Here is a 16,333-nt window from a genome sequence, read left to right on the forward strand (position 1 = left end):
CTTACATTTTTTCTATTAATATTCTACTTTTAATGGTGTCAAACTCAATTTCGGTACCATTAATTAATTCATTTACAAAAACCAACTCTTTGGTTAAAGTTTCGCTCATGATATAGCTTTTATTTTCAGTAATAGCCGCTTGTAAATCTTGGTCATTTAAAACAGTCAGTTTAATTTTATCTGTAACTTCTAAACCAGAATCTTTACGTGCATTTTGAATTCTATTTACCAATTCTCTTGCCACCCCTTCTTTACGTAAATCTTCACTAATAGTAACATCTAAAGCTACAGTTAAAGCCCCTTCATTAGCAACAAGCCAACCTTCTATGTCTTTTGATGATATCTCTACATCTGCGCGTTCTAAAGTAATATTTTTTCCATTAACTTCAACCGAAATGTTACCATCTTTCTCGATTTTGTTAATATCTTCTTGATTAAAATTTTTAACCTCAGCTGCAATGAAACGCATATCTTTTCCAAATTTTGGCCCTAAGGCTTTAAAATTAGGTTTTATTTGCTTGATTAAAATGTCTGAAGCATCTTCTAACAACTGTATTTCTTTAATATTTACCTCATGCTTTATTAAATCTGACACTGCTAAAATTTCTTCTTTTTGCTGAGGATTATCAACAGGAATCATAATTTTTTGTAATGGCTGACGCACTTTAATTTTCTCTTTAGCTCTTAATGATAATACTAAAGATGATATGGTTTGTGCATTTTCCATTTTACGTTCTAAGCTTTGATCTACAAAACGTTCATCAAATTTTGGAAATTCTGATAAATGAATACTTTCTGATGTTTCTTTACCAGTTACCGAGTTTAAATCTTGATACAACCTGTCCATAAAAAATGGCGCAATTGGGGATGCTAATTTTGCAATCGTAACCATACACGTATATAAGGTTTGATAGGCAGAAATTTTATCGGTTTCATAAGTCCCTTTCCAAAAACGTCTTCTACTTAAACGTACATACCAGTTACTTAAATACTCTTGTGTAAAATCTGATATGGCTCTTGCAGCTCTTGTTGGTTCATACTCTTCATAAAATTCATCTACTTTGTTGATTAAAGTATGTAATTCTGATAAAATCCATCTGTCTAATTCTGGTCTTTCGTTTTGAGGAATATCTGCTTCATCATAAGAAAAACCATCAATATTTGTATATAAACTAAAGAAAGAATACGTGTTGTATAGTGTACCAAAAAACTTACGTTTTACTTCTTCTATACCTTCTAAATCGAATTTTAAATTATCCCAAGGATTGGCATTAGAAATCATATACCATCTTGTGGCATCTGCTCCGTATTTAGACAACGTTGTAAACGGATCTACAGCATTGCCTAAACGTTTCGACATTTTATGGCCATTTTTATCTAAAACCAAACCATTAGAAACTACATTTTTATAGGCAACAGAATCGAAAACCATTGTACCTATTGCGTGTAATGTGTAAAACCAACCACGAGTTTGATCTACACCTTCTGCAATAAAATCTGCTGGAAAACTCTCATTTCCATCAATTTTATTTTTGTTTTCAAATGGATAATGCCATTGCGCATAAGGCATAGAACCAGAATCGAACCAAACATCAATTAAATCTGATTCACGTTTCATTGGCTGACCTGTAGATGAAACTAATGTAATTTCATCTACAATATTCTTATGTAAATCTAATTTTGCATAGTTTTCATCAGAATTGTTATCAACCTCAAAATCTTCGAAAATATCTTTTGCTAAAACACCTGCATCTACAGCTTTTGCCATTTCTGCTTTTAATTCTTTAACAGAACCAATACAAATTTCTTCTTTACCATCTTCTGTTCTCCAGATTGGTAATGGAATTCCCCAATATCTAGATCTTGATAAGTTCCAATCGTTTGCATTTGCTAACCAGTTTCCAAAACGACCAGTACCTGTAGATTCTGGTTTCCAATTAATGGTTTTGTTTAATGAATGCATTTTATCTTTTACATCAGTAACTTTAATAAACCAAGAATCTAATGGATAATATAAAATTGGTTTATCTGTTCGCCAACAATTTGGGTAACTGTGTTTGTATTTTTCTACTTTAAAAGCCTTGTTTTCATTTTTTAGCTTTAACCCTAATCGTTCATCAACAGATAAATATTGCTTCTGGTTTTTAAGAACCGTTGACATTTTTTCTTGTTGAACCTTAAGTTCAGCTTCAAATTCATCATCTTTTAAATACTCTGATTTTACATATTCTGATGCAAAACCATAAATATCATCTTTAATTTCTTTTCTAAATTTACCTTGTAAATCTACCAAAGGCACTAAATTATCGTTTTCGTCTTTAATTAAAAATGGCGGAATTTCTGGACTTGCTTGTTTGGCAACCAAAGCATCATCTGCCCCAAAAGTTGGCGCTGTGTGTACAATTCCTGTACCATCTTCTGTAGTTACAAAATCTCCAGCAATTACACGAAACGCATTTTGTTTATTTTCAAAATCTAAATTAAAATCTAACAATTGTTCGTATTTTATGCCTACTAAATCTTTACCTAAACATTCCGAAATTATTCTAAAAGGTATTTTTTTATCACTAGAATTGTACGCTTTAATTTCTTCGGAAGTTTCTACTTGAACATACTTTTTATCAAATTGTTTTGAAACTAATTTTTTTGCCAACACCACTTTTACAGGTTCAAAAGTATATTGATTAAAAGTATCAACTAAAACATATTCAATTTTTGGGCCAACAGTTAAGGCTGTATTACTTGGTAAAGTCCAAGGAGTTGTAGTCCAAGCTAAGAAATAAAAATCCCATCCTAAATCCTTCCCAAAGGGAAGGACTTCTGACTCTTGCTCTAAATTAAATGCTTTATATAAATCGTTCTCTTCTCCCTTTCCTTTGGAAAGGGTTGGGGATAGGAATTGAGCAACAACAGTGGTATCAGTAACATCTTGGTAAGTACCTGGTTGATTTAATTCGTGAGAACTTAATCCAGTACCCGCTTTTGGTGAATATGGCTGAATGGTATAGCCTTTGTAAATTAATTCTTTGTTATAAATCTGTTTTAAAAGCCACCAAACAGACTCCATATATTTTGGTTCGTAAGTTATATATGGATCTTCCATATCTACCCAATAACCCATTTTCTGAGTTAAATCGTTCCAAATATCTGTATAACGCATTACCGCTTTTCTACAAGCAGCATTATAATCTTCTACAGAAATTGTTTTACCAATATCTTCTTTGGTAATCCCTAATTCTTTTTCAACACCTAATTCTATGGGTAAACCATGTGTATCCCAACCAGCTTTACGTTTTACTTGGTAACCTTTCATCGTTTTATAACGAGGAAAAATATCTTTAATAGCTCTTGCTAAAACGTGATGAACTCCTGGAAGTCCGTTTGCAGAAGGTGGGCCTTCAAAAAAAACAAATGGCTTAGCACCTTCTCTTGATGTTACACTCTTTTCGAAAATGTTATTTTCTTGCCAATAATTTAGAATTTCTTCTGCTACTTTTGGTAAGTCAAGTCCTTTATATTCAGGAAATTTCGCTTTCATGATGTCTCTTTTCTGATAAGGATGCGAAATTAAGGAATTTCTATAAAATTAAGGGTGTTAAGTCTAAAAAAGGAAACCAGAAGTTCTTTACTTTTAAATACAACACAATTATTTTAAAAGACTAAAAATAAAAAAAGACAACACTTCTATAAATTTCATGATCAATAATTTACTTGGCAAAATAAAAAGCTTCATACATTTGTTATTTATAAAATTAAAAACTATCTTTAAACTACTTTTAATCCCCCAAAATTATAATATGATGGAAAAATGTTTTTATAAAATATTATTTCGATTGCAAATTTTTAAAAGTGTAGTTTCTAAAAAGAAATTTTACAATTCTCTTAAATTTTTATCTTCTTTAATTTTAATTTTTATTGCTTTGAATGCTAATAGCCAACAGCATAATAATTTTATTTTAGATAACTCAGCCCCATATCTTATAAATACTAGTACGTTAGGAAGAACATTTAATGGAGGAGATACCATATTTGTAGCATCTTCAAGAACTAAAGCTATTAAGTTTCAACAACTTGTAGGAACTGCTTCAGCACCAATTGTTGTTATAAATATAAATGGCCAAGTAAAAATTAACAACCCTCAATCATGGGGAGGTATTACTTTTGAAAATTGCCAATATATAAAAATATCTGGTGCAGGTCATCCAAACTTTAGATATGGTTTTGAGCTTGGTGGTTATAATTGTGGGTTGGCATTTTCTGAATTAAGTTCAGATTGTGAGGCCGAGTTTATAAAAATAGCTCATGATGGCTTTTTTGGAATTTTTGCTAAAAAAGACTTTGGTGGCAATCCTCCTGTGCCTTACCCAGTTTTTAATAACTTAATTATTCACGATTGTTTTATTGAAAACGTAAGTGAAGGCATGTATATTGGCGAAACGAGATCGCCAGGAATGGAATTTAAGCACCTAAAAATTTATAATAATATTATAAGAAATACAAAAAGAGAGTCCATTCAAATAGCAAATGCTGTAGAAGATGTAGAAATTTATAACAACACTATGGTTAATGCAGGGTTAGAAAACTTAGCTTATCATACAAACAATTTACAAATAGGAGACAATAGTGTTGTTAATGCTTACAACAACATAATTATGCAAGCGCCTGCTTTTGGTATTATATCATTTGGTAAAGGAAATTCTAATTTTAGTAATAATTACATTGCCAATTCGCAAGGAATGTTTGTTGATAACAGAATGTTTACAGATACTTTACAACCTATTACAATAAGCAGTAATTATTTTAAGAACATGAATGGTCCACAAGTTGTTAGAAACATGAATGAACTAAATCCAATAAATATAAACAACAATATTTACAGTAATAATATTACATTTTATAACAATGACTCTGGTAACTTGAATAATATTAGTCTTAACAACAATAATTTATCAACCATTCATCAAATTACATTTAAAGATACCATTAATAACAACTATTCACTTTCTGATGACACCCCTTTAGCGTTAAAAGGATTAGGAGCAACTAGTGGACCAGAATTTTTTGATATTATACCAACCTCTCATCAAATTGTAATTGATAGTACAATGGTTACGGATCAAGTAGTTGGAGGCAGTGTAGTTTCTCCATTATACCTTTTTAATGAACAACAAACAGATGTATTGGCTAATGAACATCCTGTAAGTACTTCTTGGAAACCATTTTGGTACTGGAATGAGCAAACTGCACCTTATCATGTGGTTATTGATTTAGGTGAAGAATACCATATCACAGAAATATATCTACATGATATGCATGATACTTTTGAATTTACTGTAGAATATGGAAGTGAAAATAATTGGAACGAATTATTTGTAGATTCATGTTCGAGCTTTAAAACCTGGAAAACACATATTACTAATGTGGATACAAGATACTTAAGATTATCAATGTATGAGAATGTATTTGCAGCTGTTAATGAAATTATAGTTTTTGGGTATTCAAATTCTATACCAGAAAACACCAATCAACAAGAATCTACTATAAACCCTATAATTCAAAAAGACGCTAAGATACACCCGAATTCGCTTGGAGACTATGAGGTTAATATTTTTGATGTTTATGGAAAAAAAGTGTTGTCTAACATTGCTAAAATACTTGATAAAAAATACGGTAAAGCATTTAAAGGAACAAAATTTGACAAGTTAAAAAAAGGCTATTATATTGCTTTGTTTAAAAATAAAACGGATGGCAGTTCAAAAAAAATAAAGTTTTACAAAAGATAAAATTAATTACAATACCTGCTAAAAATCTCTTTCATTTTTAATTTTTTCGTAAGCATCTTGTATGCTTTGAAACTTTTCTTTAGCACCCTGTAAATGCTCATCACCCAAATCTCTTAATTTATCTGGGTGGTATTTTTTTACCAATTTTCTGTAGGCTGTTTTTACATCGTCATTAGATGCAGATTTATCAATTTCTAAAATTTTATAAGCATTACCAGAAGCATCATAAAACATTGCTTTTATAGACTCGTAATCATTTTGATTGATGTACAAATAACCAGAAATTTTCTTGATTTCATCAATTTCTTTTTGTGAAACAAACTCATCTGCTTTGGCAATACCAAACAAGAAATGCAACAACTGTAATCGTGAAGCATGAGACATATGTTCTCTAATTTGTATACAAACTTGACGTGCAGAAACCTCTTTTTTTACAACACCTTTAAATAATTTAAAGGCGTTGTTGGCACGTTCTTTTCCATACATACTCAAAAATTGAGAACGCACAAAGTTCAATTCACGTTGGTCTACTTTTCCATCTGCCTTAATCACGATAGAGGCTAAGACTAATAAACTCATTTCAAAATCACCAGATTGCGTACTAGATTGTTTTTTGGCAGTTCTTCTAGGTTGCTCTTTGTTATAATCTATTTGTTCTTGTTTAAAATCATCGATTTCAAATTTATCTACAAAACTACCTAAAGCAAAGCCTATTGCTGCACCTATTGGACCACCTAACGTAAAACCTAAACCTGCCCCTAACCATTTAGTAAAACTTCCCATAAAAATTTTAATTTTGAGCTCAAAGATAAGGAATCATCAAGATTTGTGAATTTATTAGTTATAAAAATGTATTATAACGCAACCAAAACTATAAAATTACATCTATTAAAAAATAGCATTTATGATATTTAAAAAACGCATTATTTTTATTACTTTTTTATTTTTTTGCTTTGGATGTGAAGAGAAAGGTAATGAAATTGTTTGCACAACAGAATATGTTTATGGTTTGCACGTAACTTTGTTAGATGCCAGCAACTCTTTACCCATAACAGATGATGTAACTGTTGTAATTAAAGATGATAACTACGAAGAAGTTTTACAAATAATTGAATCTAACAATTCTTTTTTTGGTGCTGGAGAACGCTCTGGAACATATACAATAACAATAATATCAAATAGTTATATTACTTTTGTAAGTGAGCCTATTACAGTAACTCGTAATATTTGCCATGTCATACCCGTATCAAAAACAATAGCATTAACGCCTAGTATTTAAGAATTATTATTCTTTATAGTACTATCTAAATTGTTGTTGTTTTGTTATTTTTAGTTCGCTGTAATTTAATTAAATTTGCAACATTAAAAAATCTAAATCCTTAGAATTATGTATCCAGAAGAATTAGTAAAACCAATGCGTGACCAATTAATTGACGCTGGTTTTGAAGCATTATATACAAGTGAAGATGTAGAGCAAGCAATGGCAAAAGAAGGTACTACTTTAGTAATGGTAAATTCTGTTTGTGGTTGTGCTGCAGGTACTGCAAGACCAGGAGCAATAGCTTCTTTAGGCGCAGATAAAGTACCAACCAACTTAACCACTGTGTTTGCTGGCGTAGAAAAAGAATCTACACAAAAGGCAAGAGAATTTATGATTCCTTTTCCACCATCATCTCCTGCAATTGCCTTATTTAAAGATGGTAATTTAGTACATATGTTAGAGCGTCATCATATTGAAGGACGTTCTGCACAAATGATTGCACAAAATTTAGCAGCTGCTTACGATGAGCATTGTTAATCCTATCCTAAATCCTTTCCAGAAGAAATGACTTTAAAAAAATCCACTGAAAAAGTGGATTTTTTTTGTAAAATCTAATCAAATTATGGCACCACAATTTTCATCTTACACCAAAGAAGAGCTTATTAAAAAACTGAAGAAACAAAAGACTTTGGCAATTGTGCAAGGTTTTTTATTATTACTTATGATTGTTTTTGCAATATTTTCAACCATTGAAAAAGGGGTTTCTTTCCAAACCTTTTTGCCATTGTTTTTTGCACCAATGTTGTTTGTGATGCTTTTTGAAATGAAAAAAATTAAACAGGAATTAACTTCAAGAAAATAAAATGAACCAAGAATTAATTATACAAAATACCATCACTTTTGTAAAAGAAGAATTGAAAGATGCTGAAGGTGGGCACGATTGGTTTCATATTGAACGTGTTTTTAAAAATGCCATTTTGATATCAAAAGAAGAAAAAGTAGATATTTTTGTGGTTTCTTTAGCGGCTTTATTGCACGATATTGCTGATCCAAAATTTTATAATGGCAATGAAAAAATAGGTCCTAAAAAAGCAAAATACTTTTTAATTGATCAAAAAGTACCTAAAGATCTTGGTAAACATGTTGTTAAAATCATCAAAAACATGTCTTTCAAAAATACTTTTGATACTCATAAAAAACATTTTACATCAAAAGAATTAGAAGTTGTTCAAGATGCTGACAGATTAGATGCTATTGGTGCCATTGGTATTGCTCGTTGTTTTAATTATGGTGGATTTAAAAATAGAGCTTTATACGATCCTGAGATTTTACCAAATTTAAATATGACGAAAGAAGAATATAAAAATACAAATGCACCAACAATTAATCATTTTTATGAGAAATTGTTGCTACTTAAAGACCAAATGAACACTAATTCAGCTAAAAAAATTGCTGAAAAAAGACATCAATTTATGCAAATATTTTTACAACAGTTTTATGATGAGTGGAATGGAAAGTTATAATTAGCTTTCTCTTGCCACTTCTAAAGCTGTTATTTTATACTCTAAAACAGATAATTCTTCGCCAAATTCTACAATTTGCTCTACGGTTAAATCTTTACTTGAATTTACAAAGTCTTTAATTTGTCTACTCTTAAAACTATAGTAATCTATGGCTTTATCTATTTTGGTTTTTACCATTACACTCATAATTATTGTATTAAATTTTTTAATTCGCTTCTGTATACTGATGCGTTTTTACCTGTAAACTCTTTAAATAACTTATTAAAATGAGAAAAATTGTTGAAACCGCACTCAAAACTGATGTCTGCTATACTCATATTACTTTCAGCAAGTAATTTTGTAGCATGTACAACCCTATACTCATTTACTAATTTTGTAAATGTTTTTCCTGTTGTTTTCTTAAAATACCTACAAAATGCTGGAACAGTCATGCTTGCCAATTCAGAAATTTCATCTAAACTAATATGATCTTTAAAATTTTCGTTGATGTGCTTGTAAATTACCTCAATCTTGTTACTGTCTTGATGCACGCTTTCAAAAGCAAAACCATTGGCGTTTAATAAGGTGTAATCATCAGTGGTAGCTAAGTCATTTAAAATTTCTACAAAAGATGTAATTCTATGAACCCCTTGTAATTCAATTAATTTTTCAATTTTAGCTCCAATTCTTTGTTTTATTTCTATGTTAAAACGAATTCCCTTTTTAGCGCGTTCAAAAAGTGCGTCAATGGCAGCCATTTCTGGAACTTTAAAAAAATCTTTTCCTAAAAAGTCTGGTAAAAATTGAATTAAGGTTTCTGAACCATTATTTGTTAAACGATCTAAATAACCAATATGTGGCAAGTTAGAACCTATTAATACCAATTGACTATTATTAAAGTAGCTAATATGGTTTCCTATATGTCTTTTACCTTTACCTTTATTAACATATACAAGCTCTATTTCTGGATGAAAATGCCAAAATGGTTTGTTTGTTTTTAAAAACTCTACATGCTTCTTTAATAAAAAAGAGCTACCAAAATCTGGAGTGATTTTTTCGAGAGTTGGTTTTTTCTGTATCATAGTGCAAAAATACAACATCTGTAAATGACTATGTATATAGAATTATCAGTTTTATTCACCAAATTAACTTTAACAAAGATTAACACTGTTAAAAATGTTAATTTTGCATATAAATCAACTAATTCTGTTGTTTTCAAGACTGTATTTCCTTCTTAAATTTGTAGTATCTATATTGGGTTGCAGCCCTTAAAATATAGAACACTATTAGTTGAGGTTTATCTTAACAAATTTGAAGCTAAAAAGTATTGTTTATAGTTAATTATCAGATTTATCAATCTGGAAAAACGAGTCTTAATAGGCTCGTTTTTTTTTGCTTTATGGCATATTTTATCATTTACAATGTATATAAAATTACTACAAATATATTCTATTTTATCTTTACATATTTTTATAATTAAACATACAGTTAAAATAGTATAAAAAAAGACCAATACTGTTGTTTTCCAAAAAACACTTCTACGCTAACTTTGCAGTGTAAATCTTACAAAGATTAAATTATGAAAACACTTAAAAAGAGATTAGTATTAGTAGCAGTTGTAATGTTAGGAACATTAGCAAACTATGCAAACGACAAAGTAGTACATAACAATTTAAATGCTAAAAAAGTAAAGGTAGTATTTAAAGGAACTAAAAAAGGACAACAATTAACCATTAAAGATCAACAAGGTACTATACTTTATTCTGAAGATGTAAAAACAGAAGGTGAACTTAGTAAAGTATTCGACTTCTCTAAACTGAACAACGGAAGTTATACTTTAGAACTTGAAAAAGATTTTCAAATTATTGTGAAGTCATTAAAAATTGAAGGCAATAAAGTAACCTTTGATGAAAATGCTAAAAAAGTAATTTTTAAACCAGTTGTTAGAAGTATAGATAATAAAGTACTAATATCTAAAATTACTTTTGATGAAAAACCATTAGATGTTGCCTTGTATTTTAACAATGAAATCATTTATTCAGAAACACTAAAAGGAAATACAATTTTAAATCGTGTGTACAAATTGGATGAAGAAATTAAAGGGGAATACAAAGTTGTAATTCGTAATAATGGTAGAAGCTTCACCAACAAATTTGAAATTTAAAAATATTGTTTATAGTTAATTATCAGATTTATCAATCTGGAAAAACGAGTCTTAATAGGCTCGTTTTTTTTTGCTTTATGGCATATTTTATCATTTACAATGTATATAAAATTACTACAAATGTATTCTATTTTATCTTTAAGGATTTTTACAGTTAAACATATAGTTAAAATAGTATAAAAAAAAACCAATACTGTTGTTTTCCAAAAAACACTTCTACGCTAACTTTGCAGTGTAAATCTTACAAAGATTATATTATGAAGACACTTAAAAAAAGATTAGTATTAGTAGCAGTTGTAATGTTAGGAACATTAGCAAACTATGCAAACGACAAAGTAGTACATAACAATTTAAATGCTAAAAAAGTAAAAGTAGTATTTAAAGGAACTAAAAAAGGACAACAATTAACCATTAAAGATCAACAAGGTACTATACTTTATTCTGAAGATGTAAAAACAGAAGGTGAACTTAGTAAAGTATTCGACTTCTCTAAACTGAACAACGGAAGTTATACTTTAGAACTTGAAAAAGATTTTCAAATTATTGTGAAGTCATTAAAAATTGAAGGCAATAAAGTAACCTTTGATGAAAATGCTAAAAAAGTAATTTTTAAACCAGTTGTTAGAAGTATAGATAATAAAGTACTAATATCTAAAATTACTTTTGATGAAAAACCATTAGATGTTGCCTTGTATTTTAACAATGAAATCATTTATTCAGAAACACTAAAAGGAAACACAATTTTAAATCGTGTGTACAAATTGGATGAAGAAATTAAAGGGGAATACAAAGTTGTAATTCGTAATAATGGTAGAAGCTTCACCAACAAATTTGAAATTTAAAAATATTGTTTATAGTTAATTATCAGATTTATCAATCTGGAAAAACGAGTCTTAATAGGCTCGTTTTTTTTTGCTTTATTCCATATTTTATCATTGATAACATATATAAAATTATTAACAATATATTCTATTTTATCTCTATATTTATTTAACATTTAATTTAAAGTTAAAATAGTGTAAAAAATAACCAATTACGTTGTTTTTAAAAAAAGAGTTCTACTATACCTTTGTAGTGTAAATCTTTAAAAATTTTTATTATGAAAACATTTAAAAAAAGATTAGTATTAGTTGTAGTTTTAATGTTAGGAACATTAGCAAACTACGCAAACGACAAAGAAGTGAATAACAATTTAAATGCTAAAAAAACTAAAGTAGTATTTAAAGGGGCAAAAAAAGGAGAACAATTAACCATTAAAGATCACAAAGGGGTTATTCTTCATTTAGAAAATATAAACAAAGCAGGAAACCTTATTAAATTCTTCGATTTCTCTAAATTAGATGATGGTATGTATACTTTAGAGTTAGAAAAAGATTTTCAAATTGTTATTAAAACAATTCACATTAAAGGTGATAAAGTAATTTTTGACGAAGAGGCAAAAAAAGTAATTTTTAAGCCTGTAGTTAGAAATGAAGAAAACAGGTTAATGATTAGTAAAATTGCTTTTGATGCATTACCTCTAAAAGTGTTGCTGTATTACAATGATGAAATTATTTATTCTGAAGTTCTACAAAGCGATACTATTATCAATAGAGTTTACAAATTAGATGAAAATGTAAAAGGAGAATATACTGTTGTGATAAAAAACAATGGTAGAAACTATATCAACGAATTTAAAATTTAAAACAATCATTTTTTTAGTTGAACACCTAAAAAACCTAAAAACGAGCCAATGCTGGCTCGTTTTTTTTTACAATTTATTTTCCTGGAAAATTCGGCTTTCTTTTCTCTAAAAAAGCAGTGGTGCCTTCTTTAAAATCTTCTGTACCAAAACAGGCTCCAAACCCTTGTATTTCTGTCTCAAAACCATTTACACCATCTTTAAAATTAGCGTTTACTGCTTTTATTGCCAATGAAATTGCCACAGGTGAATTTCGCATAATTTTACTGGCTAATTTTTCTGCTAAAGGTAATAGTTCTTCTGGTGTTGTTACATGGTTTATCAAACCATAACTTTTGGCTTCTTCTGCAGAAATCATACTCGCTGTCATAATCAATTCCATTGCTTTACCTTTACCCACCAATTGTGGCAAACGTTGCGTACCACCATAACCAGGTATTACACCCAAAGAAACTTCTGGCAAGCCCATTTTTGCATTATCTGATGCAATTCTAAAATGGCAAGCCATGGCCAATTCTAAACCACCACCTAAGGCAAAACCATTTACAGCTGCAATTACTGGGGTAGTTAAACTTTCTATAAAATCGAATAAAATTTCTTGCCCTTTTTTGGCTAAACTACCTCCTTCATCTACAGAAAAATCTGCAAATTCAGAAATATCTGCACCAGCAACAAAGGCTTTCTCTCCAGAGCCTGTTAAAATAATTACTTTTATATTAAAATCTTCTTCTAAATCTCGAAAAGCATCACTTAATTCAGATATTGTTTCTTTGTTTAAGGCATTTAATTTTTTTGGCCTGTTGATTGTTATTTGTGCTAATGAATCGTTTTTTTGGACTAATATATTATTGAATTTCATACTGTATTATTTTATTAAGATTACCTATTTATTTTCTAATATTTGAACCTCTATTTTTTATCACCTCTAAATTAACAAATCTCCATTAGATAACAAGTTCTGTATACTGCTTTTCATATACTTTTTAAAACTTGCCTTATTCATTATGGCAATTTTGAAAAAATGTTTTTATTTAATCTAATCCTCTTATGATTGTGATTTAGATATAACTTCTTTGATTTAAAGAGGCTTATTGATATAAAAAATAAGTTTTTAAAGAAAATTTCTTATCAAGCAAATAGTATCGTTGATAGATCTCAAGTTTAAGCTAAGGTTTTTATATTTGAGTCTAAATTGCAAAGGTTAGGTAATTCAATAACAAAATTATTTTTAGTTCTAATTTTGTATCATACTATTTTGCAAATAGTAAGCGGTTTTACGACAAAATGCTATTGTATAGGTAAAATCACCGTAAAAACGGTACCTACACCTTCATCAGAAGTAAAAGAAATCGTACCATCATAAGCTTCTATAATATTTTTTATCATTGGTAAACCTAAGCCCATTCCACTTGACTTTGTTGTAAATTTGGGTTCAAAAATCAAGCTTTTTACATCTTCAGGAATTCCTCTTCCATTATCAGAAACTTTAATTTTAATACTATTTTTTTCTAGACTCACTTTTACATCAACAACTGGGTTTTCTTCTTTTTCTGATGCTTGTAGTGCATTTTTTACCAAATTGGTTACAATACGAATCAATTGGGTTTTATCTAAATTGGCAAATAATTCTGTTTCTGCTGTAGTATAGGTTATAAAATCTTCATTAAAAATATCTAATGCTAATTTTACAATACTTATTACCTCTATTTTTTCTCTTTTTTGAGTTGGCATTTTAGCAAAGTCTGAAAATGCAGACGCAATAGAACTCATTACATCTATCTGTTGAATTAAAGTTTGGCTGTATTCTTTTAATTTTTCTTTAATATTTTCATCCTCAGGATTAAATTTTCGTTCAAAACTTTGTACTGATAATCGCATTGGTGTTAATGGATTTTTGATTTCGTGTGCTACTTGTTTTGCCATTTCACGCCAAGCTTGCTCACGTTCACTTTTTGCCAATTTTACAGCACTTTCTTCCAATTGATCAATCATATTATTGTAAGCTTCTACTAAAGTTTCAATTTCGGTACTTGCAGAATTTAGTACTATTTTTTCATTACGTTCGTGTAAACGTGTTTGTTCCATTTTATCAGAAATGGCTTTTATAGACCTTGTAATGTAACTCGATAAAAAATATGCCAATGCAATTGCTATCATAAACATTAGCAAATACACCAAACTTAACCTTGTAATAAACTCTTTTAATTCGTGCTCTATCTCAGAATTATCTTGTGTAAACTGTAATTCTAAAATACCAATTCTTTTAAATTTAGGATCGTTTATATAACTATATGAAGTTTGATAACCCATACCATCTTTTACTAACGGAATTAAGATAGTATGGTTAGAGTTTTGCGCTAAATCGTTTAAAATATCATAAGGTAAAGGTTGAATAATATTGGGTTCAAAAGCATTAGTTTTAGAAGATACTAACAAGTTTCCATGCAAATCAAAAATAGATATGTTTAACTTATTTATTGATGATATTTCATAAATGCGATTACGAAAAATTTTAGATAAGTTATCTGTTTTTACAGGGTATGTGGTTTTGTTGGTTAGCTCTAATTCTATTGTTTCTATAGTGGTGGCTTCTTTACGTTCAAAACGTTTGATGTTATAATCTTTGGTTTGTTCATCATATTGATAAACGGTTACACCCAAAATTAAAATAGATGCCAATAACACCAAAAGTGTCATTGACAAAAAAATACGTATTCTTAAAGATACTTTACTTAGATTTAACAAATTTTAGTTGGTTTTAATACGTTTTGTTTTCATTGTTAAAAAATCATCAAAATCACCATCATTATCCCAATCATTAGTGCTTTTTCCTAAAAAACCTTCTTCGGTTTTTGTAATGTGATATTTTACTTTCATTTCTCTATTATTGTAAAAAAATGCTACTAAAAGTGAATCGTTTTTTACGCTCCATTTTCCATCAGATTCAGACACTTTTTCTCCTTTTTTGTTGATAAACCAAGCTTTAAAAGTACCATCTGCATTATATTTAGATTGTGCCAATAACTCTGGGTTATTATTAAATTTGTCTTCATATACTTTTAACGAATCTGATTTTTCAAAGGTTGGCATTTCTATTTTTAAATAGGTGGTTTGCCAAGAATCGATCATATATTCTTGTAAAGATTTTTCTTTTTTACAAGCAACAATAAGTATGCCTAAAAAAGAAATAATCCATATTATATTTTTTTTCATCTTGATGATTATTAGGTATACAAGATATAGAAATAAAAAAGTCATCACAAAAAATGTAATGACTTTTAAACTTATTTTCTGTAAAAAAATTAATCTACTTTAATTTTTATAGCATTGTAGTCGCCTGAACGAATACCAATTAAACCAGATACTGTTTGGCCTTTTTTAATGGTCAAACCGTTTAAGTTGTGTGTTTTTAAATCGGTCTTAAACTTATTATTGGCAGTACTAGCTGCAATCATATTTCCACCAGCTAAACCAGGGCCTAAAATTAAACCAATGGGTACTGTACTTGTTTCTGTAGTATAACCATTTTGAGTTTCGGTTGTGTATAAATTTGTTGGGGTTAACAATAAATACCACAAATAAGAGGCTGGACTTTGTTTTAACGATGTAAATACTCTATCATTATCCATTATATAAATAGATGCACCATTATCATAATTTAGTGTAACATCTTTACCAAAAACAACATCATTGTTAGAATTGTTGGTAATTTTTACGGCTATTAAACGTACACCTTTGGCTAGTTCTTTCTTCTTGTACTTTTTATTTAACAATTCATATTTATATTCCAACTTTACGCCTTTATCTTCTGAATGCGATAAATAATTAATAGATTCTGGGTTGATGGTTTTATAACCAGAAGCACAACTTCCTAGTAAAACAACAGTTGCAATTAAGGTTGCAATTTTTTTAAATTTCATGGTATGTTCGTTTTCGCCAAAA

Annotated in this window: 16 protein-coding genes; 8 read left to right on the forward strand and 8 right to left on the reverse strand. The window is 29.1% G+C overall.

Translation table 11 applies throughout. The features are described 5' to 3' along the window. Position 1: 1 nt before the first annotated feature. Positions 2-3,538: an isoleucine--tRNA ligase gene (gene ileS / locus SJY27_RS10440; protein WP_397444777.1), complete on the reverse strand. Its 3,537-nt coding sequence runs from the start codon at positions 3,536-3,538 to the stop codon at positions 2-4. 262 nt (positions 3,539-3,800) lie between these two features. On the opposite strand from ileS, the gene SJY27_RS10445 reads away from it, so the two are divergent. After that, complete coding sequence (locus SJY27_RS10445; protein ID WP_397444778.1) at positions 3,801-5,783, forward strand: discoidin domain-containing protein; 1,983 nt, start codon at positions 3,801-3,803, stop codon at positions 5,781-5,783. A gap of 18 nt (positions 5,784-5,801) precedes the next feature. Here the strand turns inward: SJY27_RS10445 and SJY27_RS10450 are convergent, their stop codons facing one another. After that, entirely contained in the window at positions 5,802-6,566 is a 765-nt protein-coding gene (locus SJY27_RS10450; RefSeq protein WP_397444779.1) for a TerB family tellurite resistance protein, read from the reverse strand. Positions 6,567-6,687: 121 nt separating this feature from the next. Here SJY27_RS10450 and SJY27_RS10455 point away from each other — a divergent pair, with 121 nt between their 5' ends. The 4 genes from SJY27_RS10455 (at position 6,688) to SJY27_RS10470 (ending at position 8,567) form a co-directional block, all read left to right on the forward strand. Further along, entirely contained in the window at positions 6,688-7,062 is a 375-nt protein-coding gene (locus tag SJY27_RS10455) for a hypothetical protein (RefSeq protein WP_397444780.1), read from the forward strand. Positions 7,063-7,170: 108 nt separating this feature from the next. After that, positions 7,171-7,581, forward strand: a complete 411-nt coding sequence (locus SJY27_RS10460; RefSeq protein WP_397444781.1) for a BrxA/BrxB family bacilliredoxin — start codon at positions 7,171-7,173, stop codon at positions 7,579-7,581. 85 nt (positions 7,582-7,666) lie between these two features. Then, a complete protein-coding gene (locus SJY27_RS10465; RefSeq protein WP_397444782.1) occupies positions 7,667-7,906 on the forward strand; it encodes a hypothetical protein in 240 nt (79 codons plus the stop codon). A gap of 1 nt (position 7,907) precedes the next feature. Next, positions 7,908-8,567 (forward strand): HD domain-containing protein, encoded by a 660-nt coding sequence (locus SJY27_RS10470; RefSeq protein WP_397444783.1) that lies wholly within the window; start codon positions 7,908-7,910, stop codon positions 8,565-8,567. Here SJY27_RS10470 and SJY27_RS10475 read toward each other — a convergent pair whose 3' ends face one another. Together SJY27_RS10475 and SJY27_RS10480 are read right to left on the reverse strand one after the other, a co-directional pair. Continuing rightward, complete coding sequence (locus SJY27_RS10475) at positions 8,568-8,753, reverse strand: hypothetical protein (RefSeq protein WP_397444784.1); 186 nt, start codon at positions 8,751-8,753, stop codon at positions 8,568-8,570. It lies immediately after the preceding gene. Between the two features lie 2 nt (positions 8,754-8,755). Beyond that, positions 8,756-9,628 (reverse strand): AraC family transcriptional regulator, encoded by an 873-nt coding sequence (locus tag SJY27_RS10480; protein WP_397444785.1) that lies wholly within the window; start codon positions 9,626-9,628, stop codon positions 8,756-8,758. Positions 9,629-10,125: 497 nt separating this feature from the next. Here SJY27_RS10480 and SJY27_RS10485 point away from each other — a divergent pair, with 497 nt between their 5' ends. The 3 genes from SJY27_RS10485 (at position 10,126) to SJY27_RS10495 (ending at position 12,394) form a co-directional block, all read left to right on the forward strand. Further along, complete coding sequence (locus SJY27_RS10485) at positions 10,126-10,710, forward strand: hypothetical protein (RefSeq protein WP_397444786.1); 585 nt, start codon at positions 10,126-10,128, stop codon at positions 10,708-10,710. Between the two features lie 257 nt (positions 10,711-10,967). Continuing rightward, positions 10,968-11,552, forward strand: coding sequence for a hypothetical protein (locus SJY27_RS10490; RefSeq protein WP_397444786.1), 585 nt, complete (start codon positions 10,968-10,970; stop codon positions 11,550-11,552). Between the two features lie 257 nt (positions 11,553-11,809). After that, positions 11,810-12,394 (forward strand): hypothetical protein, encoded by a 585-nt coding sequence (locus SJY27_RS10495; protein ID WP_397444787.1) that lies wholly within the window; start codon positions 11,810-11,812, stop codon positions 12,392-12,394. A gap of 73 nt (positions 12,395-12,467) precedes the next feature. Here SJY27_RS10495 and SJY27_RS10500 read toward each other — a convergent pair whose 3' ends face one another. From SJY27_RS10500 to SJY27_RS10515, 4 genes are all read right to left on the reverse strand, one after another. Continuing rightward, complete coding sequence (locus tag SJY27_RS10500) at positions 12,468-13,250, reverse strand: enoyl-CoA hydratase/isomerase family protein (RefSeq protein ID WP_397444788.1); 783 nt, start codon at positions 13,248-13,250, stop codon at positions 12,468-12,470. 428 nt (positions 13,251-13,678) lie between these two features. Further along, complete coding sequence (locus tag SJY27_RS10505; protein ID WP_397447915.1) at positions 13,679-15,088, reverse strand: ATP-binding protein; 1,410 nt, start codon at positions 15,086-15,088, stop codon at positions 13,679-13,681. Positions 15,089-15,139: 51 nt separating this feature from the next. After that, a complete protein-coding gene (locus SJY27_RS10510) occupies positions 15,140-15,604 on the reverse strand; it encodes a hypothetical protein (RefSeq protein WP_397444789.1) in 465 nt (154 codons plus the stop codon). 89 nt (positions 15,605-15,693) lie between these two features. After that, complete coding sequence (locus SJY27_RS10515; RefSeq protein WP_397444790.1) at positions 15,694-16,311, reverse strand: hypothetical protein; 618 nt, start codon at positions 16,309-16,311, stop codon at positions 15,694-15,696. Positions 16,312-16,333: the final 22 nt, after the last annotated feature.

Origin of the sequence: Polaribacter sp. R77954, assembly GCF_044595335.1 — a bacterium.
Taxonomy (GTDB): domain Bacteria; phylum Bacteroidota; class Bacteroidia; order Flavobacteriales; family Flavobacteriaceae; genus Polaribacter.